We start from the raw sequence: 20,935 nt of genomic DNA, 5'->3' as shown, positions 1-20,935 counted from the left end.
GACTGCCTAGAGTCACGGATTTCCTATACGGGTTCAGCGTCATAAACTCATCCCGCGCAGGGTGGGTACGTGCGACCGTGGCCCGCACAGTCGGCGATCCGTCATATCAATCCAGGGGGTTGGCAGGCGTGGCTGTGCCAGTTCGTCCGGGGGGCGGCGAGGCCGGGCCGGCCTCCGGGGTGCGTCTGCAGATTCTCGGTCCGTTGCGACTTTGGCGTGATGGTGTCGAGCTGGATTCCGGCCCCCGGCAGCAGGCCTACCTGCTCGCGCTGCTCCTGGCCCGTGAGGGCCGGCTGATCAGCACGAGCGAGCTGGTCGAGCTGATCTGGGACGGCGGCGATCCCGCCAGTGCCGTCAACGTCATCCACAAGTATGTCGGCGCGCTGCGGCGATTACTCGAGCCCGCGCTCCCGATCCGCGGGACCGGCTCGTACCTGCGGCGGAAGGGTAACGGGTATCTGTTCGTCGCCGGGACCGGCATGCTGGACCTGGTCGTCTTCCGGCAGCGCGTCCAGGCCGCCGGCGCGGCACTCGCGGAGCAGCGGCACGAGGCGGCGCTGGACTCATACGTGGCGGCGTTGGAGCTCTGGCAGGGCTCCGCGGGCGAGGGGCTGGCCTACGGACCGGCCGCCATGTCGATCTTCGCGGGGCTGGATGACGAGTTCTTCGCCGCGTGCTGGGCGGCCGCCGAGCTCGCGATGTCGCTGGGCCGCCCGGAGCGCGTGCTGCCCCACGTGCAACTGGCCGCCTCGATGGCGCCGCTGCACGAGCCCGTGCAGGCGAGCCTCATCTCCACCCTGGGCGCCGCCGGACAACAGGCTCAGGCGCTGGCGGTATACCGGACGGTCCGTACGCGTCTGGTCGAGGAGCTCGGCATCGATCCCGGCCCGGCGTTGCGGGCCGCGCACCGGCGGGTGCTGAGCGAGACTTCGACGATGGCCGATGGGCAGCTGCCGTTGACAACGGGGCACACGGCCGCGGCAGCCGAGACACAGCCCGCTGGTGGCCTGGTCGGCCGGGCCGAGGAACTCGCGGTGCTCCGGCAGGCGGCGGAGTCGGCGATGGCCGGAGGCAGGGGGCTCGTCGTCGTCGATGGCGAGCCGGGGGTGGGCAAGACCCGCCTGCTGGAGGAGATCGCCGCCGAGGCGGATCGGCGTGGCGCGCTCGTCGTCTGGGGCCGGTGCCTGGAGGGCGAGGGAACGCCGTCGATGTGGCCGTGGGTGCAGGTGGTCGGTACGGTCCTGGAGGCGCTGCCCACGGCGGCGCGGGCGAAGTGGCTCTCCGGCGCGCTCGGCCGGCTCGTCGACCCGCGCGAGCACGGCATCGACGCGCCGACGTTGTCGGAAGGCGGCGCCCAGTTCCGCCTGTTCGAACGGGTCGTGGCCGCCATCGGCGAGCTCTCGGCGCGGCGGCCGGTGCTGCTCGTCATCGACGACCTGCAGTGGGCCGACGTCGCCTCGCTGCATCTGTTCAGCCATCTGGCGGCCCGGCTGCCGGGTGGCGCCGTGATCATCGGGGCGCTCCGCGACCGCGCGCCCGTGCCCGGCACGGAGCTGTCGCGGATGCTCGCCGCGGCGAGCCGGGTGTCCGGCCAGCGCCGCGTCCACCTCGGCCCGCTCAACCTGGCCGAGGTGACCGAGATCGTCCGTGGCGAGATCGGCCACCTTCCCGGCCCGGACGCCGCCAGCGGCATCCACGCCCGTACCGCCGGCAACCCGTTCTTCGTCCGGGAACTGTCCCGGCTGCTCGCCGACGGCGGCGTGCTGACCGCGGACGCTGTGGCCCGGGCAGGAGTGCCGTCCACCGTGCGTGACGTCGTACGCGACCGGATGGCCGATCTCGACGACGATGCCCGGGGCCTGCTCCAGGTCGCCGCGCTCATCGGCCGGGACGTCGACCTCCGCCTGCTCACCCGCACCGCCGGCCTCGACATCCCGACCTGCCTGGACCGCCTCGAACCGCTGGAGGCGCTCGGCCTGCTCGGGCCGGCCCTCGATGACCCGTACTCGTTGCGTTTCGCGCACGACCTGGTCCGCGAGTCGGTCGCCGGGACCACGCCGCGGCGGCGCACGCCCCGGCTGCACCTGAGCGTCGCGGACGCGCTGGAGGGCATCGGCTCCGAGGGCGAGGCCGTCGCCGAGCGCCTGGCCTACCACCTGTGGGCGGCCGGCCCGCTGGCGGACCCGGCCCGGACCGCGGGGGCCCTGGTGCGCGCGGGCCGCCGCGCGGCGGCCAAGTCCGCGTTCGAGGCCGCCGAGCGGCAGCTGCGGATGGCCGCGCAGGTCGCGCGGACGGCGGGCCTGGCCGAACTGGAGTTGTCCGCGCTGTCGCAGCTCACCGCGGTCGTCGGGATGCGTTCGATGTACGGAGCCGCGGCACTCGAACTGCTGGAACGCGCCGAGCACCTGGCCCGTGACCTCGGCCGGGAACTGGAGGCCACCGACTTCCTCTTCTCCCGCTGGGTCGTGCACGCTCAGGGCATCCAGCTCGACCGCAGCGGCACGCTGGCGCGCCAGTTGCTCGATCACGGCCAGGCGTCCAGCGACCCGATCGTGTACGCGTACGGCCTGGAAGCCTGGGGCCTTCACCAGTGGGACGTGGGCAACATCGGGGAGGCTTTCCACTTCCTCAACAAATCCCACCAGATCATGCTGAACGGCCTCGCCAGGCGCGAGGAGAACCCGGTCCGGCACGACCTGCAGCTGTTGATGGCCGGAATGCTCGCGGAGATTACCGCGCTCCACGGTGACGTCGAAACAGGGCGGGCGCTGCTCGACACGCTGGAGACCGAGACGGGCGAGGCCACTTACGCGGTCACGATCTGGTCCGCCATCGCCGTGCGGATGGCCGCGATCATCGGCGACCCGGCCGAGGCGTCGCGCGCGGCGGAGCGGGGGATCGCCGTGGACCCCGAGTTCTCCTTCGTCTTCCTCGGCACCTACCAGCGGCTGGCCCGGTGCTGGGCGCAGGCCATGACCGGCGAGGACCCGGCCGGCGCCGCGGCGGCGGCCGAGCGGATCATCGACGCGCACCTCGTCGACCCGCCGCTCTCGTGCGTCGCCACGTGGTACGGGCTGCTCGGCGAGATGCGGCTCGCCGCCGGGATGCCGGCCGAGGCCGCCGCGGCGCTGGACCGGGCCGACTACTACCTCGACGCCTACGGCCAGCGCTACTCGGAAGGGCTGATCCTGCTGCTGCGAGCGCGGCTGCTGCGGGCACTCGGCGAGCCCGTCGCGGTCGTCCGGGCCGCCGCCGAGAAGGCCCGGGCGTTGTCCGCCGAACGTGGGGCCCACCTGTTCGCCCGCCGCGCCGAGAAGTTCCTGGCGGACCTCGGCGCTGATCGCGCCCAGTGATGAGTCCAGTGCGTCTTCACTTGTCATCAACAAGGGTGCGCGCGCGGGTTCCACTTGCCGTCCAGTAGCTGTCAAGCACGTACCTCGTATGTTTCGGGCGTAGCCGACGAACAACACGAGGAGCGGGAACCGTGAAGGTTTTGATCGTGCTGACCTCGCATGACCAGCTGGGTGACACCGGGCGCAAGACCGGGTTCTGGCTGGAGGAGCTTGCCGCGCCGTACTACCACTTCAAGGACGCCGGATGGGAGATCACGCTGGCCTCACCGAAGGGCGGGCGAGCGCCTTTGGACCCGAAGAGCAACGAGGAACAGTTCAAGACCGACCAGACCCGCCGGTTCGAGGCCGACGCCGACGCCGAGGCCCAGCTGGACCAGACGGTGCGGCTGGAGTCGGTGTCAGCCGACGACTTCGACACGGTCTTCTACCCGGGCGGGCATGGCCCGCTATGGGACCTGGCCGAGGACGAGGCGTCGATCAGGCTGATCGAACGGATCGTCGACACCGGCAAGCCTCTGTCGATGGTGTGCCACGCGCCGGGCGCGCTGCGTCACGCCAAGAAGCCGGACGGCACCCCGCTGGTGGCCGGCCGCAGGCTGACCGGCTTCACCGACAGCGAGGAAGAAGCCATGGGCCTGACCAAGGTCGTGCCCTTCCTGGTGGAGGACGAGCTCATCGCCAAGGGCGCCGACTTCTCCAAGGCCGGCGACTTCGAGTCGTACGTGGTGACCGACGGACTGCTCATCACCGGACAGAACCCCGCCTCCTCCGGACCCGCCGCACTCGAGCTGATCGCACTGGTCGGCAAGAGCGCGGCCTAGCCCTCCTTTCAACTCATGACTCACGGATGAGGAACCACAGATGAGCGATGCCACCGCACCCCCCTTCGCCGGCCTGGCCCATTTCGCCTTCACCGTCAGGGATCTCGAGGCCAGCGTGGCGTGGTACCAGAAGGTCTTCCAGGCCGAACTCGTGAACGGCAAGCTTCCCCACTACGGCCGCGAGTGGACCGGATACGCGGAGCTCGTCATCGAGCCCCGCACCGGTCTGGCCATCGGCCTGCACCACAACGTGGCCAACCAGGGCGAGGAGTTCGACGAGGTCCGCACCGGCCTCGACCACATCTCCCTGAAAGTGGACGGCCGCGAAGGACTGCTCGCCTGGTCGGACTGGCTCGACAGGCTCGGCGTCGCGCACTCCGGCATCCAGAGCGTGAAGGAGCCCTTCGTCTACTCGGTAGTCATCTTCCGGGACATCGACAACATTCAGCTCGAGGTCATGGCCGTCGACGTCTGACGCGGTCCTCCCCCAGGCGGCTCGGCTGAGACCCGGTCAGCCGCCTGCCGGTGGAGCGGTGCTCTGCCGGATCGTGAGGGTGGTGGCCAGTTCGAGGCCGACCCGCGGTGTCTCCTCTCCGCGGCCCAAGGCGAGGGCGAGTTCGGTGGCGGCCGCGGCCATCTCGGTCAGTGGCTGGTGAACGGTGGTCAGCGGAGGATCGACCAGGGCGGCGACGGGCAGGTCATCGAAGCCCACCACGCTCAGGTCCGCCGGGATCCGCAGCCCCAGCGCCCGCACGGCCTGGTAGACGCCGAGCGCCAGCACCGCGAACCGCATCCGCCGTATCCCCCTCTGTCGCCGCTGACGTTCGGGAGTATTTTGGACCGGCGATGCAATTGGATTGCAGCGGACTGGATATCGGGCAACGCCCTAGCTGATCGGGACCGTGAGGCGGCGTCTGGTGGGCGGTGGCTCCTTGCGCTCGCCGAGAAGGGTCATGAGCTGGTCCATGGCCACCTCGCCGAGTTTCTCGCCGTCCACGTCGATCGCGGGGACGTCGTCCAGGCCGAGGCTCTCGACGATCATGCGCTCCGAGCTGACCACGACATCACGGATTCCCCGGCTGATCAGGGCGAACATGAGACCGAGGCCGATCGAGGTGGCGTAGGGGACCACGGCGGTGGCGCGGGCGGCCACCACGGCCTCCGCCGTCCCCACTCCGGCGGCGAACGTCGAGGGGTACGGGCCGAGCATGGTCAGCGTCGCGCCGCTCGACTCGGTCGCGGCGCGGACGGCGGCCTGGCGCTGGCGATCCTGCCAGGAGCCCGACGGGCCGCCGATGTAGACGATGCGCTCGTGACCCTTCTCGACGAACCAGGAGACGAGCGCGCCAAAGGCGCTGGCCGTGTCGGCGACCGCCGAGGTCATGCCCTCGATCTCGCGGTCGATGAGCACGGTCGGCTTGAACGACGCGGCGGCGCGGACGATCTCGTCCGAACCTCGGGGCGCGGTGAGCAGGAAGCCGTCGACCTGGTGCGCGAGCTGCTCGATCGCGGCGATCTGGGCCTTGTGCTCCAGAGAGTGCACCGAGATGGTCAGCTGCATCCCCGAGTCGGCCGCGCGCGCCTGGGCCCCGCCGATGATCGGGGTGAAGAAGGTATTGTCGAGCGTGGGCACCACTACGGCGACCACCCCGGTCCGCCCGCGGGCCAGCTGGGTGGCCGCCCGGTTGGGGACGAAGCCGAGCTGCTCGGCGGCCGCGCGGACGCGGGCCACCGTCTCCGGGGCGGCCTGGTCCGGCCGGCCCAGCGCGCGGGAGGCCGTCGCCTTCGAAACCCCGGCCAGCGCGGCGACGTCCGCGAGTGTCGGCACTCATCCTCCTAGATTCGTTACCTGAATTTCACACAGGGGTTTGTGCGCGAGGCCGCTCATAACTTATGGTCAGGCTCCTGGAACCGGTTCCGCAACCGGTTCCAAGCAAGCGTACGCCACTGAGAAAGGACGCCGACATCTCCCGCACATCGGCCTTTCTACTGGTGCCTGGTCTCGTCCTTCTCGTCGCAGGCTTCCTCATCCCCTCCGCCGCGATGCTCTTCGCGCCGCCGGACGTGGCGACCAGCGAGATCTTCGCGCGCCTGGGCGAGATGCTCACGGATCCCTACGACCTTGAGGTGATCGGGCGCACGGTCGGGTTGGCGCTGGCTGTCACGATCATCTGCGTCGTCCTCGGCTTCCCCATCGCTTACTGGCTCGCCCGCTCGCCGTCACGCTGGAGCGGAGTCTTCCTGGCTGTGGCGATCTTCCCATTGATGCTGAGCAATGTGGTGCGGACCTTCGGCTGGCTGGTGATCCTCGGCTCCAAGGGGGCACTCGGCCAGCTGCTCGTCCAGCTCGGCATCGTCGAGGTGGCGCCGCAGCTGCTCTACACCAAGCTGGCGATCATCCTCGGCCTCACGCAGCTGTTCCTGCCGCTGGCGATCATCTCCTGCTACTCGGCCGTCGTCCAGGTCGATCCCGGCCTGGACGACGCCTCGCGCGGGCTCGGCGGGAGCAGGATCCGTACGATGTGGAGCGTCGTCATCCCGCTGACCATGCCGGGCATCGTGGTGGCCGCCACCCTGGTGTTCGCGGGGTCCGTCACGGCCTACACCACGCCCTATCTGCTCGGCGGGTCCAGCCAGCGGATGCTCTCGACGCAGCTGTTCAACTACGCGAGCACCACGGTCGACTGGGCCTCCGCCTCGGCGACGGCGCTCATCATGACGGTGCTGGTCTTCCTGGTCTCCGGGCTGTCCTCGCTGATCGGGCGGAAGGGGGCCACCTCATGAAGCGGCCCATCACCGCGGCGCTCGCGGTCATCGGCTACGTCATCATGATCGTGCCGATCATCTTCGTGGTCGCCACCGCCTTCACGGCGGGCAGCACCCTGAGGTTCCCGCCCGACGGGATCTCGCTGCGCTGGTTCGACGAGGCACTCGGCTACGAGCCGTTCATCGGGGCCGCGATCTCCAGCCTGGAGCTCGCCGTACTCGCCACCGCGCTCGCGCTGCTGGTCGGCGTGCCTGTCACGCTCGCCGTCCACCGGGGGAAGCTTCCTGGCAAGGGGCTGGTCGAGGGGTTGTTCCTGTCGCCGCTCATCGTCCCCGAGCTGGTCGTCGGGCTCGCGCTGTTCCAGCAGCTGATGGTCGGCCTGGACCTGGACAACTTCAGCACCCTGCTGGTCGGGCACACGGCGCTGATGCTGCCTTATGCCGTACGCGTGACCGGCGCCTCCCTCGCGCTGGCCGACCCGGGGCTGGAGGAGGCCGCCCGCGGGCTCGGCGCCTCGCCGCTGCGCGCGTTCTTCAACGTGACGCTGCCCATCCTGCGGCCGGGAATCTTCTCCGCCGGGTTGCTCAGCGTGGTCACCTCCTTCAACAACGTGCCGCTGTCGCTCCTGCTGCAGGGACGCGACTTCCGTACGTTGCCGGTGACGATGCTCGACTACGTCCAGCAGTCCTACGACCCGATGGTCGCCGCCGCTTCCACCCTCGTCCTGGCCGCCACCGTCGTCATCGCGGTGATCGCCGAGCGCACGGTCGGATTCGCCAAGATCTTCGGAGGGATCAACCAATGACCGCCGCCGCCGAGTTGATCGCAGTCACCCAGAGGTTCGGCTCCTTCACCGCCGTCGATGCCATCGACCTCACCGTGCCGTCAGGGCAGCTGACGACGCTGCTGGGCCCGAGCGGCTGCGGCAAGACCACCACGCTGAGGATGATCGCGGGCTACTCGGCGCCGACGTCGGGGACGATCCGCATCGACGGGGTCGACAGCACGCGGACGCCGCCGGAGAAGCGGAATCTGGGGATGGTCTTCCAGTCGTACGCGCTGTTCCCGCACATGACGGTGGCCGACAACGTCGGCTACGGGCTCAAGCTGCGCAAGGTGCCCGCCACCGAAAGGCGGTCACGGGTCATGGAGACGCTCGAGCTCGTCGGGCTCGCGCACCTGGCCGACCGCAAGCCGAAGAAGCTCTCCGGCGGTCAGCAGCAGCGCGTGGCACTGGCCAGAGCGATCGCGATCAGGCCCAAGCTCCTGCTGCTCGACGAGCCGCTGTCCAACCTCGACGCCCGCCTGCGCGTCCAGATGCGGGCCGAGATCCGGCGCATCCAGGCGGAGACCAAGCTGACCGTCATCCTCGTCACCCATGACCAGGACGAGGCGCTGGAGATGTCCGACGAGATGGTCATCATGAACGAGGGCCGGATCGTGCAGCAGGGCTCTCCGCAACAGATCTTCCCCCGTCCGGCCGACCGCTTCGTCGCCGAGTTCCTCGGCTACGAGAACTTCCTCACCTCGGCCGACGGCACCCCGCTGACCATCCGGCCCGAGCATCTGCGCCTCGCCGAGCAAGGTCAGGGCCTTGACGCCAAGGTGGTCGACGTGGCCTTCCGCGGCGTCGACCTGCTGGTCTCGCTCGACGTGGTCGACCCGTCGGGCGCGAGCGTCAGGTTGCTCGCCGACGTACGCAGCGGCACGCCCCTGACTCCCGGATCGAGCGTCTCGGTCATCGCGCCGGACGACCATCTGGTCTCCCTCCCCCGCTGAAAGAAGGAACTCCATGCCAACGCGCCGTGCCGTACTGGCCGCTGCCCTGACGCTGCTCGCCGCGGCCGGATGCTCCGGCTCCGGCGCCGGCTCCGCCGAAAAGCAGAACACCATCGTCGTCAGCACCTTCCCCTTCGGGGTGAAGGAGTTCGAGCAGGCGGTCGTCGCCCCATTCACCAAGCAGACGGGGATCAAGGTCGAGCTGGACACCGGGTCCAACTCCGACCGGCTGTCGAAGCTGCGGCTGGCCAAGGGCAAGCCGGAGGCGGACGTGGTGCTGATCTCCGACTACTTCGCCGCGCTCGGGCAGAAGGACGGCCTCTTCCAGAAGGTGGACGTGCCCAACATCAAGGAGCTCGCGCCGTTCGCGACCGAGGGCACCTTCGAGGGACCGGCCTACACCCACCAGCTCAACGGGATCATCTACAACACCGGAAAGCTGAGCCAGAAGCAGGCCGCCGACTGGGCGCTGTTCGCGGACGCGGCCAACAAGGGCAAGGTCGCTCTACCCGATATTTCGGTGACCGCCGGACAACTCATGATTTCGGGGGTGGGTGAGTCGTACGGCAAGGGCCCCTACGACATCGACACCTCGTTGAAGACCCTGGCCGGCTGGGCGCCGAACGTCCTGCAGTTCTACACCTCCTCGACCGAGGTCACGAACCTGCTGACCCAAGGCGAGATCGTCGCCGCCGACGCGCTGAGCGGCTTCGCCACCAAGCTGGTCACCTCGGGCGAGCCGATCGCCTGGACCGCTCCCGCCAAGGGCCGCTACATGGCCACCAACCGGGCGATGATCCCCAAGGGCGCGCAGAACCAGCAGGGCGCGGCGAAGTTCATCGACTACATGCTGTCGGCCGAGGCGCAGAGCGCCATGGCGAAGGCCGCCGGTGACCTGCCCACGAACCCGAAGGCCGAGATCCCGGCCGACGTCGCCAAGGTGACGGGCGAGGCGGCGAAGGACCCCGTGGCCGCCGGGTTCAAGACCCTCGACCCCGCCCAGCTCGTCGACACCCGCACCACCTGGGTCGACCGCTTCACCCGCGAGGTGGCCGGCAAGTGAACCTCGACCTGATGCCCAAGGTCGATCTGCACTGCCACCTCATCGGCACCGTGCGCGCCTCGACCTTCGCCGAACTGGCCAGGCGCGAGGGGCTCGACCTGCCCGACACGCCCGAGCGAATCTACGCGGACGTGAACTCGCTCCCGCCGGACCCGGCGCTCTACCTGAACACCCGGATCCCGGTTCCGCAGGACAGGAGCGCGGACGAGCCCGCGGTCTCCTACTCGCTGTTCCAGGTCTCCTCGTGGGTTCTCCAGCTCCTGCGCGACCCCGACGATCTCACCAGGATCACCTATGAGGCGTTCGAGGACGCCCACCGGACCAGCGCGACCAGGCATCTCGAAGTCTCCTTCGACGCCCTGACCGAACACCAGGAGAAGCTCGGCTACGCCACGGTCGTCGAGGCGTACGCCGAGGGCATCAGGATGGCCGAACGCGACTTCGGCATGTCGGGCCGGCTCATCGCGGCCGTAGACCGGAGCACGTCGGGCGAGGAGGCGCTCTCCTGGATCCGTACGGTGGTGGACAACCCCCACGACTACGTGGCCGGGATCGGGCTGGACAACCTGGAGACCGTCGGCCCGCCCGAGCGGTTCGAGGCCGCCTTCCGGCTCGCCGGTGCGGCCGGGCTCCGCCGTACCGCTCACTCCTCCGAGCACGCGCCCGTCGCCGTCAACACGGTCACCTGCCTCGACCTGCTCGGGTGCGACCGGATCGACCACGGCTATTTCGTCCTCGAGGACGACGAGGTCGTCGCCAGGGTCAGGGACGAGCAGGTCCCGTTCACGGTCATCTCGACCACCTCGCGGCGCTCGTGGCGGCCGTGGCGGCGGGCGTCGATCGCGGCGATGCTGGAGGCCGGGCTCAACGTCATTCCGGCTTCCGACGACCCGGGGATGTTCCCGACGTCGCTGGCTCAGGAGTATCGGATCCTGTCCGATCAGCTTGGCGTACCGGATGAGCGGTTGCGGGCGATGGCGCTGGCCGGGGTGGAGGCGTGCTGGCTGCCGGAGCCGGAGAAGGACGCGCTGCGCAGGCGCTTCGAGAGCGAGCTCGCGAACCTGGAGTGATCGGACCGTTCATTGGCGACATACGCCTTTCCTTTGGTGGAGGTCGTGGGAGCGATCTCCACTCTGGCGGCGTCGGCAGTCGCCCTTGTCCGCATTCGTGATGATCTCTGCCTGCGGACCGTAGCGGCACCGGGTAATACTCCAAGCTGACCGAGATCAGCGCCGAAGGCGGAATCCGGGAACTCGGCCTGAGAACCGGCACGACCTCGCACGACACCGCGGCACCGATCCGACTCCTCCATTGAGCCCGGCAGGGCATTTCGTCGAATTCTGACCGGCCGTCAAATTTAAATGAACAGCGACAAGGCTTGAAATCCTTCGCCAAATTCCTTTCCTCATGGATTTTATAATGAATTTATATCGGCGGCTCGGTCGATCGCAAAAGTGAGCGCCAGGCGCGCCCATTCGTTCACATCGAAGGCGGTCGGAGCGCCAGGTCCGCAACCACCCCAGCGCGTCCTTCCAGGCCAGAGCCACTTTCCCGAGAAATTCGCAGCGCGTTACGCAGTTGTTATCAAGCTTCCCCTTGCCCTCGGCTCGATAACTATTCACTATTCGACCCTGGACCCTAGAACCTTTTGTTCGGTACGGCCTGCGTGGGGGGAACAACATGCGCGGAGGCAGAACCACCTCGTTCTGGGTGCGGCTGTTAGCCGTGCTCGCGACGCTCGTCGTGTTGGTGCCGATGGGCGGGGTGGCCGTCGCCACGCCCACCATCGCACCCGGCGCGTTCATGCAGATCGTGGCGCATGAGGACGACGACATCCTGTTCATGAACCCCGACATCGACGACTCGATCCAGTCGGGGGCGGCGAACGTGACGGTCTTCATCACCGCGGGGCAGGTCACCGGAGACGGTGATACCGACGAGCAGCGGGCCCGCAATCGGCAGCGCGGCATGCTGGACGCCTACGCCCGGATGGCGGAAGCGCCGGATGTGGATCCGGCCGCCCAGGAGGAGTGGACCGGGGTGGCCTGGACGATCGCGGATCGGCAGGTCGAGCGATACACGCTCACGAGCCATCCGCAGATCCAGCTGGTGTTCATGAACATGCGGGACAACGAGATCGGCTGGTTCAACGTCGTGGACGACTTCGTCGATCACACGATCATCCCTGAGAACGGCCTGGTGAGCGAGTCGTACACGTACGAGCGCGCTGACGTGATCGCCGTACTCGCGGGGTTGATGAACCACTACCAGCCCAACGTGCTCCGCGCCCAGGACCCCATCGTCGACAGCCGCTACGACCCGGGCCACGGCGACCACGTGGCCGCGGGACGGCTGGCCGGGGACGCCGCCGAGGCGTCGGGCTTACCGATTCTGCTGGTGAACTACCGCGACTACAACATCGCCGACGCCCCCATGAACCTGACGACCGCGATCAGCGCCCGCAAGAGCTCGATCATCGATCACTACATCCAGTACGACCACGCGTTCGACCCGAACGTGTGGCCGACGCGGATGTACTACCGCTGGGCCAGGGGAACCCATTGGGCGGGCCGGAACGCTGACGGCAGACCCCAGATCTTCGTGGTCCGAAACGGTGTGGTCACCACCTACGGGCAGACCCCGGCCGGAGCGTGGGAAGGCCCGCACACGCTGGCCGGCGCGGGCGGCGCTTTGGCGCCCGCGATCAGCGTGGGCAAGCAGGCCGACGGCCGCTTGGCGATTTTCGCCAGGCGCATGACCGACCACCACATCGTCACCATGTCCCAGACCGCGGCCAATGGCGCCTGGACAGGGAGCTGGACCGACCTTGGCAATCCCCACACGAACTGGGAAGTCCAGGAACAGATCGGCCTGCCCGTTGTCGCCTCCAACGCCAACGGCCGCATGCAGATGTTCGTCAAGAACGGCAATGGCGGGGTCAGCAGCCGCGTCCAGACCGCGGCCAACGGCGGCTGGGGCACGTGGCAGAACCAGGGCGGCACCGACGTGCAGGACGGCCTCAGCGCCATCACCACGCCACTGGGCCGCATCGAACTGTTCGCCAGTTCCAGGACCCGGCTGCTGCGCTGGTATCAGTCCACCCCCAACGGCACTTTCACCCGCGACACCACCGTCCCGTCGATGACCCCGGCCAGCCCACCCTCGCTCGCTCTGTCCCAGGACGGGCGCCTCCACGTGGCCTACCGCCGCGCCGGCACCGCCGCGATGGTCGTCAGCTACCAGCTCGTGGCCGGCCTCGCCTGGAGCACCACGCCTGCCGTGATCGGGGGACACGCGGGGGTCGGTGAGCCCGCACTCGTCACCACGCCGGCCGGCCTGGACTCGCGGATCCTGATGTTCGAGCGCAACGCCACGACCGGGGTCAGCATGACCAAGCAGTTGATCGCGAACGGCAGCGGTTACGGCACGTGGGCCGACCTCAGCGGGACCATCGTCGATTACCCGGCGGCCACCCTTGACGCGAACGGGGCCGCCGTGATGTTCGCCGTGGGGACCGACGGCGTCGTCCATGCCCGCAGGCAATCGGCTCCGGGAGCCGACAGTCCGTTCGGGGACTGGGAAGCTCTGCCCTGAGCGGGCCCACCGCAGATCTGCTGACGTCGCGTGGGGTCGCAGCCCATGGATCATGGGCTGCGACCGGATGGGTCATGGCGTCGCCGGCTAGCCGAAGGTGACCACGAGACGGCCATCCGCGGCGAAGGACCAGTGCAGGGCACCCGAGTAGGAGGAGCATCGGGACCCGTTCGAACCGGACCAGAACTGGTTGGAGCTGTCGGCGTTACCCACGATCCTGTCGTTGGTCCCGCTGCCGCTGCGGCACGAGACGTTGTTGCGGAACACCGAGGTGCCGGCGTCGAAGGAGTAGTTGCGCTCGGTGTTGTCGATGCTGACGTTGTCCGAGATCGACATCGTGCCGGGGTTGCGGTTGTAGGTGAACCCGTGCTTGCCGTTGCGGTAGGCGATGCTGCGCCGGATCACGTGATTGACCGCGATGTCCTCGCCACCGAGCTTGTAGCCGTTGCGGTCACCGTTGCCGGCCTGGCTGCCGTCGCTGAGAGTGCCGTTGTTGTAGGAGAGGGAGTCCTCGATGGTGACCGGGCCGATGGCTCCGGTGTCCGTCTTGGTGTAGAGGTCCCAGCCGTCGTCGATGTTGTTGTGAGACACCGCGTAGCGGAAGACGTTGCCGGGGCCGGAGGTGAGCTTCGCGGCGAAGCCGTCGGCGTCCTCGCCGTCGGAGTCGGCGTTGTCGTGCGACTCCGAGCTCAGGACGAGGTTGTTGGCCGGCCACTGACTCTGGGGGGTGTCAGAGGCGATCCGTGAGATCTGCAGCCCCGAGTCACGGTTGAAGCGCGTCACCGTACGCTCGATGATGTTGTCGCTGCCGCCGACGAAGATCCCGTTGTCACCGGCCCGCTCGACGACGAGGCCGTAGAGGTGCCAGTACGACCCGTTCAGGGCAAGCCCGCGGTTGGCCGAGTCCTCGCTCATGGCCGAGAAGTTCAGCACCGGGGTCTCCCCCGGATAGGCGGACAGTTTCTTGCGGGCGCTCGAGGTGCCGTTGTTACCCGCCGCGATGGTCAGCGTCTGCGAGAGGCTGTACGTCCCGCCGCGCGCGTAGATCACCCCGCCCGCCGTGACGCGGGTGATCGCCGAGGCGAGCGTCGTCGGGGCCGACTCCGTTCCGGGCGCGCTCGCGCTGCCGTTCGGCGAGGCGTACAGCGTGCCGGTGGGTGGCGGCGTGCTTCCCGTCGTGACCTCGAGGTAGTCGATGTTCGCCAGGCCGGTGCTGCCCGTGGGGTTGAGCCGGATGGTGTTGCTGCCCGAGGCCAGGTTGACGGTCAGCGTCTTGGTGGTCCAGGCGTCCCATGTACCCGTGCCCTCGAACGACACCGACTGCACGGTCGTACCGTTGATGATCAGGCTGGTGGGGCGGCTGGTGGTGGTGCCGTTGGCGAACCGCACCCCGAGCGTCGCCGTACCCGCCGCCGAGGCGTTCACCGTGAACTGGGCGTAGGCGTTCGCGGCGTTGGTGCCGTTGCAGAAGCCGCTGCCGGAGTAGCCCGCCCAGTTGGAGTCGATCGTCCCGGTGCAGACCGCCGGCGAGGTCTCGGCCTCGTACCGGGTGGTCGCGGCATTCGCGATGGCTGGTGACAGTGCGACGAGCACGCCGGCCAGCAGGCCGGCGCACGCCATGACGGCTTTTAGGCGCATCCTTCGTCTCCAAGCTTGGTAAGCGCTTTCCGGTGAATGAGCGAAGCAAAGCACGCACCGCTGAGCCTGGAAAGGTCTCACGTACGCGGACGCCCCGGCGGCCTCAACCCGGAGACGGCACGTCAACCGAGGTCACGGGCGGTGGAAAGCATGGGGAGAGCCTCATCCTCATACCGCGCGGCGGTGAAAGTTTCAGCGACGACGACAGATCGTCGGCACGGCGGAGCGACGCGCTGGGCGTGAGAGACTACGCCGACCTTGACGTCGAGTTGTGGAGTTCTGTTTCGTGCGGTCACGAGTCATTGCCTGTGTTCCGGTGCTGTTGCTCTTCCTGAGCGCCTGCGGGGAGAAAGCCGAGCCGGAGACGGCACCGTCCGCCACCCTGGCACCGTCCTCTGCCCCGGCACCGTCCTCCGCCCTGGCGACGCCCACCACACCGGCACCGGAATCCCCCAAGACGAAAGCACCGGAGACGGCGCCGCCGACGGCTCGGCCCTCGCCCTCGCCCTCGCCCTCACCCTCGCCCTCGCGGAAGCTCGCCGGGCCCGGGACCGTGTGCGGTGAGCTTCAGCCGCCCGGCGGCGGGCCCATGGCCGCGGTCGCCGTGTCCGCGGGGCGGGCCGATTGCCGTACGGCACTGAAGGTCTTCCGGACCTACTACCAGCCGGACACCCCCAAGCAGGGCAGCGCCGGGGTGGCGACCGTCGGTGGGTGGCGGTGCGCCAGCAACTCGGCCGCTCAGGCGAACATGAGCGGGCGGCTCTCCTCGTGCCAGAAGGCCGCCGCCAGGATCGTGGCGGACGTCATCCCGTAAGTCAGGCTGGGTTCAGCGTGGTGGACAGGCTCTGCTTGATGTTCCGGGTGACGTCGTCGGCGAGGATTTCGGGCAGGCCGTTCTCGATGCCGTACAGGACCTGGGCCGCGACGTCGGCGGGGTCGGCCTTCTGGTCGGCGGGAACGCCGGCGGCCATGTCGGTGTCCATGTACCCGACGTGCAGCGCCGAGACGGTGATGCCGCGCGGCGCCAGTTCCTCGCGGACCGCGTTGGTCTGCGCCCACGCGGCGGCCTTGGCCGCCGCGTAGGCACCGGTGCCGGCCGGGTGCCACCAGGACAGCACGGACAGGACGTTGACCACGGCGCCGCCGCCGTTGCCCTCGATGACCGGGGCGAAGGTCCGCGTCACGGCGAGCGGACCGAAGTAGTTCGTCTCCATCTCCAGCCGCACCGCTTCGAGGTCGCTGGCGATCAGCGGGGTGCCGGTGGAGATCCCGGCGTTGTTCACCAGCAGGGTCGCGTCCGAGGCGAGGCGGGCCGCGGCCCGGATGGACTCCTCGTCGGTCACGTCCAGGCGCAGCGGGATGGCGCCGGCCACGTCCACGCTCTCCGGGCGGCGCGCCGCCGCGTACACCTTCGCGCCGCGCTCCAGAAGCTGGACGGCCAGATGGCGGCCCAGTCCTCGGTTGGCGCCCGTGACCACGGCGACCGCGTTCTTCAGTTCCATGTCCGCTCCCAGCGTTGCGAGTCCATTTAGATTACGTTTGTAATCTAAGCTGGAGCATAGGATAGATGACAGCCGACATCCAAATGAGGAGGTGGCCGATGGGCCGCGTGTCACAGGCGCAGGCGCAGGAGAACCGCAGGCGGATCGTGGAAACCGCCTCTCGGCTGTTCCGCGAGCAGGGCACACACGTCAGCGTCGCCGACCTCATGAAGGCGGCCGGCCTGACTCATGGCGGCTTCTACAAGCAGTTCGCCTCCAAGGAGGCGCTCATCGACGAGGCCACCAGGCATGCTTTCGCCGAACTCGCCCAACACCACACCACCGCGCTCGAACAGCGCACCGGACAATCCGACACCGCCGCCCAGCAGGCGCTGATCGACGCCTATCTCTCCGTCGAGCACCGTGACAATCCCTCGGACGGTTGCCCCGTCGCCGCGCTGGCCGGCGACATGGCGCGCGAACCCGGCAACCACGAGGCCCACCGCGTCTACACCCAGGGAGTCAGCGACTTCGCCGACGCGCTCGCGACCCCCGACCAGGACGGCATCATCCGGCTGTGCACCATGCTCGGCGCACTCGTCCTGGCCCGCGCCACCAAGGACTCCCCCCTGTCCGAGGAGATCCTCGCCGCCGCGCGCACCGCCCTGACAGCCACACCGTGATCAGGCGCTGGGCAGTCATTCCAGTGCGAGTCGTACGGAGCCGCCTGCCGGATCGGCGTGCGCCGCGAGGGTGAAGGGTGCGCGGAAGACCCGGCCCGGGGCGGCGGGCCATGGCAGGCGGGTACAGCCGAGGAGGTGCCCGTCCTGGGTCGCGACGATCCGGGGAAACGTCCGGAAGGCCTCGGACCACAGCAGGAGCGTCTTCGGTTCCCTGTGTTTACCTAGGTAAAGCGGACATCGGCGTAGTCTCGTCGCACCCAACCGGGGCCGGGAAGCGATCCGGTGGAAGCCGAAGCCGCGTCCGTCCGGCAAGCCGGGCGGACCGTGGTTGAGAACCGCGTTGTCAGGGCCTGACTGCGCACCTCTGGAGGAAGTGCGCCTCTTGGGCCACCGCCCCGCCGGACGCTGTCCCGTTGATGCGGACACCCACGGGGGCGGGGACCGAGCGCCAGTCAGGCACCTGGCTGTGACAGAAAATTACCGCACGATTACCATCCGTCGCACCCGAGCGAGCCGAAGAAATCCAACAACTGACCCGCCGCACCTACACCGCCGATGGGCGCTGCGTCGAGTTCGCCCGCGACGTGTACCGCGCGGACCGGGCGTCGTTCAAGGTCGAGGCCCGGATCCCCATACCGGTCGAAGACGCCTGACCGCTGCTCGCCTTCAGCCCTGGCCTGAGAGCCAGGGCGGCGACGCCGCATCGGTGGCGGACGCGCGCAGGCGTCTCTGGATGGCGCTCCTGGCCCGCCGGTAGGCGACGGGATCGTCGTGCAACAGTGAGACGGCGTTGGCGGTCTCCATGAACGCGATCAGTTCGAAGGCGAGCTGATCGGGTTCGGTGTCCGCGGTGAGCTCTCCGAGCCCGCGCGCGTCGCCGACGGCGCTCGCGACCAGGAGGTTCCACTCGCGGCCCGCCGCGGCGACGGTGTCCCGTACGCGGCCGGGGCGGGCGTCGAACTCGGCGGTGACCGTGAAGAAGAAGCACCCTCCGGGGAAGACCCGCCGCTCCGAGTAGCTCAGCCAGCGCTCGCACAACTGCCACAACCGCCCCAGGCCCGGCGGCACCGTCAGGGCGGGGTGGACGACCTCGCCGAGGTAGACACCCGTCGCGGCCCGGATCGTGGCGAGCTGGAGCTCTTCCTTGGAGCCGAAGTAGCCGAAGAGCCCGCTCTTGCTCACGCCGAGGTCGGCGGCAAGTCGCCCGATCGACAGGCCCTCCAGCCCGTCCTTGGAGGCGATGTCCGCCGCTCGGCGCAGGATCGCGTTCCGTGTCCCCTCGTCTCGTGGCCGGCCCGCCATTGCCGCTCCTTTCGCGCACGAACGTTCGGTCAATTATGTCGCACCGTGATACCGTCCCATCCAAGCACGAACGTTCGTGCTGAAAAAGGAGGTGTCATGAGCATGCTGAGAAGCCGTTGGACCTCGGGGCCGGCCGTGGACATCGCCGGGCCCGTGCTGGTCGCGGTTACCGCGTACCAGGCCGACAAGGCGCGCGACCTGCCCGGTATCTACCGGTCCGGGATCGCGCTGCGCCGAGCCTGGCCCCAGCTGGAGGGCGCGGTCGGGATGTGGCTGTGGACGCGACCGCTGGAGCTCAGGTGCGGCTCGGTGTCGATCTGGCAGGACGAGCAGGCCCTGCGGCGGTTCGTGGGCTGGCCGGAGCACGTCGCGATCGTGCGGCGCTACCGCGGCCGGGGACGGCTGACGTCCACCACCTGGAACGCCGCCGGCTTCGAGCCTGCGGCGATCTGGGCCGAGGTACGGCCGCACCTGCGGCACAGAGCACCTGCCCAATAACCGTTCCGTCCGGGAGTCCCCGTGCTGAGATCTTTGCTCTATTCCGGTCCTCCGCTGGAGGTCCTGCATGAGCAGTACGCCAAGAATGACCGCATCGATGCCACCGCCCCTGTCCGGGCGGTCACCCGGGTGATCGTCGACAGGGGCCCAGAGGTCGTGTGGAGCGTGCTGGCCGACCCGGAGGGCTGGTCGCGGATCGATCCGGCCATCGGCGACGTGCGCCTGACGGCCGGGGTCGCCGTGGACGCGGCCTTCACCTGGCGCAACGGCAAGGCGGCGATCGCCTCCAGGTTCGCCGTGGCCGTCCCCGGCCGGCAGCTGACCTGGACCGGGCTGTCCTTCGGCGCCAAGGCCGTGCACCGGCACGTGTTGACCCCGCTCGAGGACGGCTCCACCGAACTGATGGTCGCCGAGTCCATGGCCGGGCCGCTGCTGGGGCTGTTCATGAACGGCCGCAAGCTCCAGGCCGCGCTGGACGAGTGGGCCGCCGGTATCAAACGGGTCGCCGAGGCGCGTAGCCGCGGCCCTCGGCTCGCCCCGGTCGACCCACAGTGAAATCCAGCTCGGCTACCGGCGGGCATCATCCGGCGCGGGGCCGCGCAGCAGGGTCATGAGCTGGTCGTGCGCGATGCGGCGGTAGTCCTCCGACAACGGGTCGACGCCGAGGATCGCCTCGACGTGGTCGGGCAGCGCGAGGGGCGCGAAGGTCAGCGCGTACGCGAGCAGCATCACGAACTCCGGTGTCGGCGCGTCGCTGATCTCCCCGTCGCGCTGCCGCCGGCGCAGTCGCTCGATGCCGTCGCGCAGCTGCTCGCGCTGGGCATCGGACATGCCGCCGCCCTCGCCGGGATCGTCGCCGAGTGCCTGCCAGAGCACCATGCGCGCCCATTGGGGCCGTTCGAGCGTGGTGTCGAGGACGGCGGCGAAGGAGTCGGCGAAGGAGGACTCCGGCGGCGGCAGCCCGGCCCCGGTCTCGGTCCACCGTCTGCGCAGCTCCGTCAGCAGGCCCTGCTTGCCACCGAAGTGGTAGCTGATGAGCTGCTGGTTGACCCCGGCCCTGGCCGCGATGGCCGCCGTACGGGCTCCCGAGTAGCCCTTGGCCCCGAACTCCTCCAGCGCCGCCCGCAGGATCCGCTCCCGGGTCCGCTCCGCGGCGGTCCCTCGCTCGTCCTCGGTCACCGCACGTCGCCGCGTTGTCATGGCCGCCATCCTAGCGATTCAATCATTCAATTGACAAAATTCATCTAAATGAGTGAGTCTTTGTCCCATGCCACAACGGGCCCGCGCGAACGAAAGGATCACCCGATGAGCAAGGCCATCGTCTTCAACACCTACGGCGGCACCGACATCCAGGAACTCGTGGACACCGATGGAGCGGACGGCGGCGGCCTGCGAGGCGGTCGAGTCGGGACACGTACGCGGCAAGGTGGTCCTCACCTTCCGCGCTGATGCCGCCCAGCCGTTCGACGACCGCTGCCTGTCCTGGCAGATCGACGCACGGACGGTGTCGATCTGGTCGGTGGCCGGCAGGCTGAAGAATTTGAGGTTCACCGCGTCCGCCGAACAGCTCAAGACCCTGTCGGCACACCGCAAGGGCGAGTCCGATCTGCTCTACCGGGACGGCATGTGGTTCCTGATCGCCACCTGCGATCTCCCCGACCGGCCCGTGCGCGTCCCGGACGGATTTGTGGGTGTGGATCTGGGCATCGTCAACATCGCCGCCACCAGCGACGGCATCCGCCGCTCGGGCAAGGCCTTGAACGCGGTCAGGCACCGCCACCGGGAGTTGCGCCGCCGGTTGCAGGCCAAGGGCACCAAGTCCGCCAAGCGGTTGCTCAAGCTGCGCCGCCGCAAAGAAGCGCGGTTCGCCGCCGACACCAATCATGTCATCGCCAAGCAGATCGTGACCGAGGCAGAACGCACCGGCCAAGGCATCGCCCTGGAAGACCTCCAGGG

Annotated in this window: 20 protein-coding genes; 14 read left to right on the top strand and 6 right to left on the bottom strand. The window is 69.0% G+C overall.

Features of this window, described 5'->3' with window-relative positions; translation table 11 throughout:
• Positions 1 to 203 precede the first annotated feature (203 nt).
• The 3 genes from AB0J16_RS47265 to AB0J16_RS47255 all read left to right on the top strand — a co-directional run bounded on the left by AB0J16_RS47265 (position 204) and on the right by AB0J16_RS47255 (position 4,649).
• On the top strand, positions 204 to 3,353 hold the full coding sequence (locus AB0J16_RS47265) for a BTAD domain-containing putative transcriptional regulator (RefSeq protein WP_358552485.1): 3,150 nt from the start codon (positions 204 to 206) through the stop codon (positions 3,351 to 3,353).
• A gap of 131 nt (positions 3,354 to 3,484) precedes the next feature.
• On the top strand, positions 3,485 to 4,174 hold the full coding sequence (locus AB0J16_RS47260; protein ID WP_358552483.1) for a type 1 glutamine amidotransferase domain-containing protein: 690 nt from the start codon (positions 3,485 to 3,487) through the stop codon (positions 4,172 to 4,174).
• A 40-nt stretch (positions 4,175 to 4,214) separates the two neighbouring features.
• Positions 4,215 to 4,649 (top strand): VOC family protein, encoded by a 435-nt coding sequence (locus AB0J16_RS47255; RefSeq protein ID WP_358552481.1) that lies wholly within the window; start codon positions 4,215 to 4,217, stop codon positions 4,647 to 4,649.
• A gap of 36 nt (positions 4,650 to 4,685) precedes the next feature.
• On the opposite strand, the gene AB0J16_RS47250 is transcribed toward AB0J16_RS47255, so the two are convergent.
• Both AB0J16_RS47250 and AB0J16_RS47245 read right to left on the bottom strand, forming a co-directional pair.
• On the bottom strand, positions 4,686 to 4,967 hold the full coding sequence (locus AB0J16_RS47250) for a substrate-binding domain-containing protein (protein ID WP_358552479.1): 282 nt from the start codon (positions 4,965 to 4,967) through the stop codon (positions 4,686 to 4,688).
• A gap of 93 nt (positions 4,968 to 5,060) precedes the next feature.
• On the bottom strand, positions 5,061 to 6,002 hold the full coding sequence (locus tag AB0J16_RS47245; RefSeq protein ID WP_358552477.1) for a LacI family DNA-binding transcriptional regulator: 942 nt from the start codon (positions 6,000 to 6,002) through the stop codon (positions 5,061 to 5,063).
• A 164-nt stretch (positions 6,003 to 6,166) separates the two neighbouring features.
• Between AB0J16_RS47245 and AB0J16_RS47240 the strand changes: the two genes are divergently transcribed.
• The 6 genes from AB0J16_RS47240 to AB0J16_RS47215 all read left to right on the top strand — a co-directional run bounded on the left by AB0J16_RS47240 (position 6,167) and on the right by AB0J16_RS47215 (position 13,377).
• The gene (locus AB0J16_RS47240; RefSeq protein WP_358552475.1) at positions 6,167 to 6,958 is read left to right on the top strand and encodes an ABC transporter permease; all 792 of its coding nucleotides are present in this window, start codon (positions 6,167 to 6,169) and stop codon (positions 6,956 to 6,958) included.
• A complete protein-coding gene (locus tag AB0J16_RS47235; protein WP_358552473.1) occupies positions 6,955 to 7,746 on the top strand; it encodes an ABC transporter permease in 792 nt (263 codons plus the stop codon). Before AB0J16_RS47240 ends, AB0J16_RS47235 begins: the two co-directional genes overlap by 4 nt.
• Positions 7,743 to 8,720 (top strand): ABC transporter ATP-binding protein, encoded by a 978-nt coding sequence (locus AB0J16_RS47230; RefSeq protein WP_358552471.1) that lies wholly within the window; start codon positions 7,743 to 7,745, stop codon positions 8,718 to 8,720. Before AB0J16_RS47235 ends, AB0J16_RS47230 begins: the two co-directional genes overlap by 4 nt.
• Positions 8,721 to 8,733: 13 nt before the next feature.
• On the top strand, positions 8,734 to 9,783 hold the full coding sequence (locus AB0J16_RS47225; protein WP_358552469.1) for a polyamine ABC transporter substrate-binding protein: 1,050 nt from the start codon (positions 8,734 to 8,736) through the stop codon (positions 9,781 to 9,783).
• Positions 9,780 to 10,853 carry a hypothetical protein gene (locus tag AB0J16_RS47220; protein WP_358552467.1) on the top strand — a complete coding sequence of 358 codons (1,074 nt, stop codon included), beginning with the start codon at positions 9,780 to 9,782 and terminating at the stop codon, positions 10,851 to 10,853. The genes AB0J16_RS47225 and AB0J16_RS47220 overlap by 4 nt, the downstream gene beginning before the upstream one ends.
• A gap of 610 nt (positions 10,854 to 11,463) precedes the next feature.
• Positions 11,464 to 13,377: a PIG-L family deacetylase gene (locus tag AB0J16_RS47215; RefSeq protein ID WP_358552465.1), complete on the top strand. Its 1,914-nt coding sequence runs from the start codon at positions 11,464 to 11,466 to the stop codon at positions 13,375 to 13,377.
• Between the two features lie 87 nt (positions 13,378 to 13,464).
• Here AB0J16_RS47215 and AB0J16_RS47210 read toward each other — a convergent pair whose 3' ends face one another.
• Positions 13,465 to 15,015, bottom strand: a complete 1,551-nt coding sequence (locus tag AB0J16_RS47210; RefSeq protein WP_358552463.1) for a carbohydrate-binding protein — start codon at positions 15,013 to 15,015, stop codon at positions 13,465 to 13,467.
• A 316-nt stretch (positions 15,016 to 15,331) separates the two neighbouring features.
• Between AB0J16_RS47210 and AB0J16_RS47205 the strand changes: the two genes are divergently transcribed.
• Complete coding sequence (locus AB0J16_RS47205; protein ID WP_358552461.1) at positions 15,332 to 15,829, top strand: hypothetical protein; 498 nt, start codon at positions 15,332 to 15,334, stop codon at positions 15,827 to 15,829.
• Between the two features lies 1 nt (position 15,830).
• Here the strand turns inward: AB0J16_RS47205 and AB0J16_RS47200 are convergent, their stop codons facing one another.
• Positions 15,831 to 16,517, bottom strand: a complete 687-nt coding sequence (locus AB0J16_RS47200) for an SDR family oxidoreductase (protein WP_358552459.1) — start codon at positions 16,515 to 16,517, stop codon at positions 15,831 to 15,833.
• Positions 16,518 to 16,615: 98 nt separating this feature from the next.
• Here AB0J16_RS47200 and AB0J16_RS47195 point away from each other — a divergent pair, with 98 nt between their 5' ends.
• Positions 16,616 to 17,179: a TetR/AcrR family transcriptional regulator gene (locus tag AB0J16_RS47195; protein ID WP_358552457.1), complete on the top strand. Its 564-nt coding sequence runs from the start codon at positions 16,616 to 16,618 to the stop codon at positions 17,177 to 17,179.
• A gap of 666 nt (positions 17,180 to 17,845) precedes the next feature.
• On the opposite strand, the gene AB0J16_RS47190 is transcribed toward AB0J16_RS47195, so the two are convergent.
• Positions 17,846 to 18,481 (bottom strand): TetR/AcrR family transcriptional regulator, encoded by a 636-nt coding sequence (locus AB0J16_RS47190; RefSeq protein WP_358552455.1) that lies wholly within the window; start codon positions 18,479 to 18,481, stop codon positions 17,846 to 17,848.
• A gap of 96 nt (positions 18,482 to 18,577) precedes the next feature.
• On the opposite strand from AB0J16_RS47190, the gene AB0J16_RS47185 reads away from it, so the two are divergent.
• Both AB0J16_RS47185 and AB0J16_RS47180 read left to right on the top strand, forming a co-directional pair.
• Positions 18,578 to 18,979 carry a hypothetical protein gene (locus AB0J16_RS47185; protein WP_358552453.1) on the top strand — a complete coding sequence of 134 codons (402 nt, stop codon included), beginning with the start codon at positions 18,578 to 18,580 and terminating at the stop codon, positions 18,977 to 18,979.
• 21 nt (positions 18,980 to 19,000) lie between these two features.
• The gene (locus AB0J16_RS47180) at positions 19,001 to 19,534 is read left to right on the top strand and encodes an SRPBCC family protein (protein ID WP_358552451.1); all 534 of its coding nucleotides are present in this window, start codon (positions 19,001 to 19,003) and stop codon (positions 19,532 to 19,534) included.
• A gap of 12 nt (positions 19,535 to 19,546) precedes the next feature.
• Here the strand turns inward: AB0J16_RS47180 and AB0J16_RS47175 are convergent, their stop codons facing one another.
• Positions 19,547 to 20,179 (bottom strand): TetR family transcriptional regulator, encoded by a 633-nt coding sequence (locus tag AB0J16_RS47175; RefSeq protein ID WP_358552449.1) that lies wholly within the window; start codon positions 20,177 to 20,179, stop codon positions 19,547 to 19,549.
• A gap of 169 nt (positions 20,180 to 20,348) precedes the next feature.
• Between AB0J16_RS47175 and AB0J16_RS47170 the strand changes: the two genes are divergently transcribed.
• A partial coding sequence (locus AB0J16_RS47170) for a transposase (RefSeq protein WP_358552447.1) occupies positions 20,349 to 20,935 on the top strand: 587 nt, incomplete at its 3' end.

Origin of the sequence: Nonomuraea sp. NPDC049750, from assembly GCF_040659625.1 — a bacterium.
Classification (GTDB): Bacteria; Actinomycetota; Actinomycetes; order Streptosporangiales; family Streptosporangiaceae; genus Nonomuraea.
This window is presented reverse-complemented; position numbering and strand designations above follow the sequence as displayed.

Coding starts and splice junctions, on each gene's coding strand:
- AB0J16_RS47225 (WP_358552469.1), top strand. CDS start 8,734: ATGCCAACGCGCCGTGCCGTACTGGCCGCTGCCCTGACGCTGCTCGCC.
- AB0J16_RS47250 (WP_358552479.1), bottom strand. CDS start 4,967: ATGCGGTTCGCGGTGCTGGCGCTCGGCGTCTACCAGGCCGTGCGGGCG.
- AB0J16_RS47175 (WP_358552449.1), bottom strand. CDS start 20,179: ATGACAACGCGGCGACGTGCGGTGACCGAGGACGAGCGAGGGACCGCC.
- AB0J16_RS47185 (WP_358552453.1), top strand. CDS start 18,578: ATGAGCATGCTGAGAAGCCGTTGGACCTCGGGGCCGGCCGTGGACATC.
- AB0J16_RS47200 (WP_358552459.1), bottom strand. CDS start 16,517: ATGGAACTGAAGAACGCGGTCGCCGTGGTCACGGGCGCCAACCGAGGA.
- AB0J16_RS47190 (WP_358552455.1), bottom strand. CDS start 18,481: ATGGCGGGCCGGCCACGAGACGAGGGGACACGGAACGCGATCCTGCGC.
- AB0J16_RS47195 (WP_358552457.1), top strand. CDS start 16,616: ATGGGCCGCGTGTCACAGGCGCAGGCGCAGGAGAACCGCAGGCGGATC.
- AB0J16_RS47255 (WP_358552481.1), top strand. CDS start 4,215: ATGAGCGATGCCACCGCACCCCCCTTCGCCGGCCTGGCCCATTTCGCC.
- AB0J16_RS47215 (WP_358552465.1), top strand. CDS start 11,464: ATGCGCGGAGGCAGAACCACCTCGTTCTGGGTGCGGCTGTTAGCCGTG.
- AB0J16_RS47230 (WP_358552471.1), top strand. CDS start 7,743: ATGACCGCCGCCGCCGAGTTGATCGCAGTCACCCAGAGGTTCGGCTCC.
- AB0J16_RS47210 (WP_358552463.1), bottom strand. CDS start 15,015: ATGCGCCTAAAAGCCGTCATGGCGTGCGCCGGCCTGCTGGCCGGCGTG.
- AB0J16_RS47235 (WP_358552473.1), top strand. CDS start 6,955: ATGAAGCGGCCCATCACCGCGGCGCTCGCGGTCATCGGCTACGTCATC.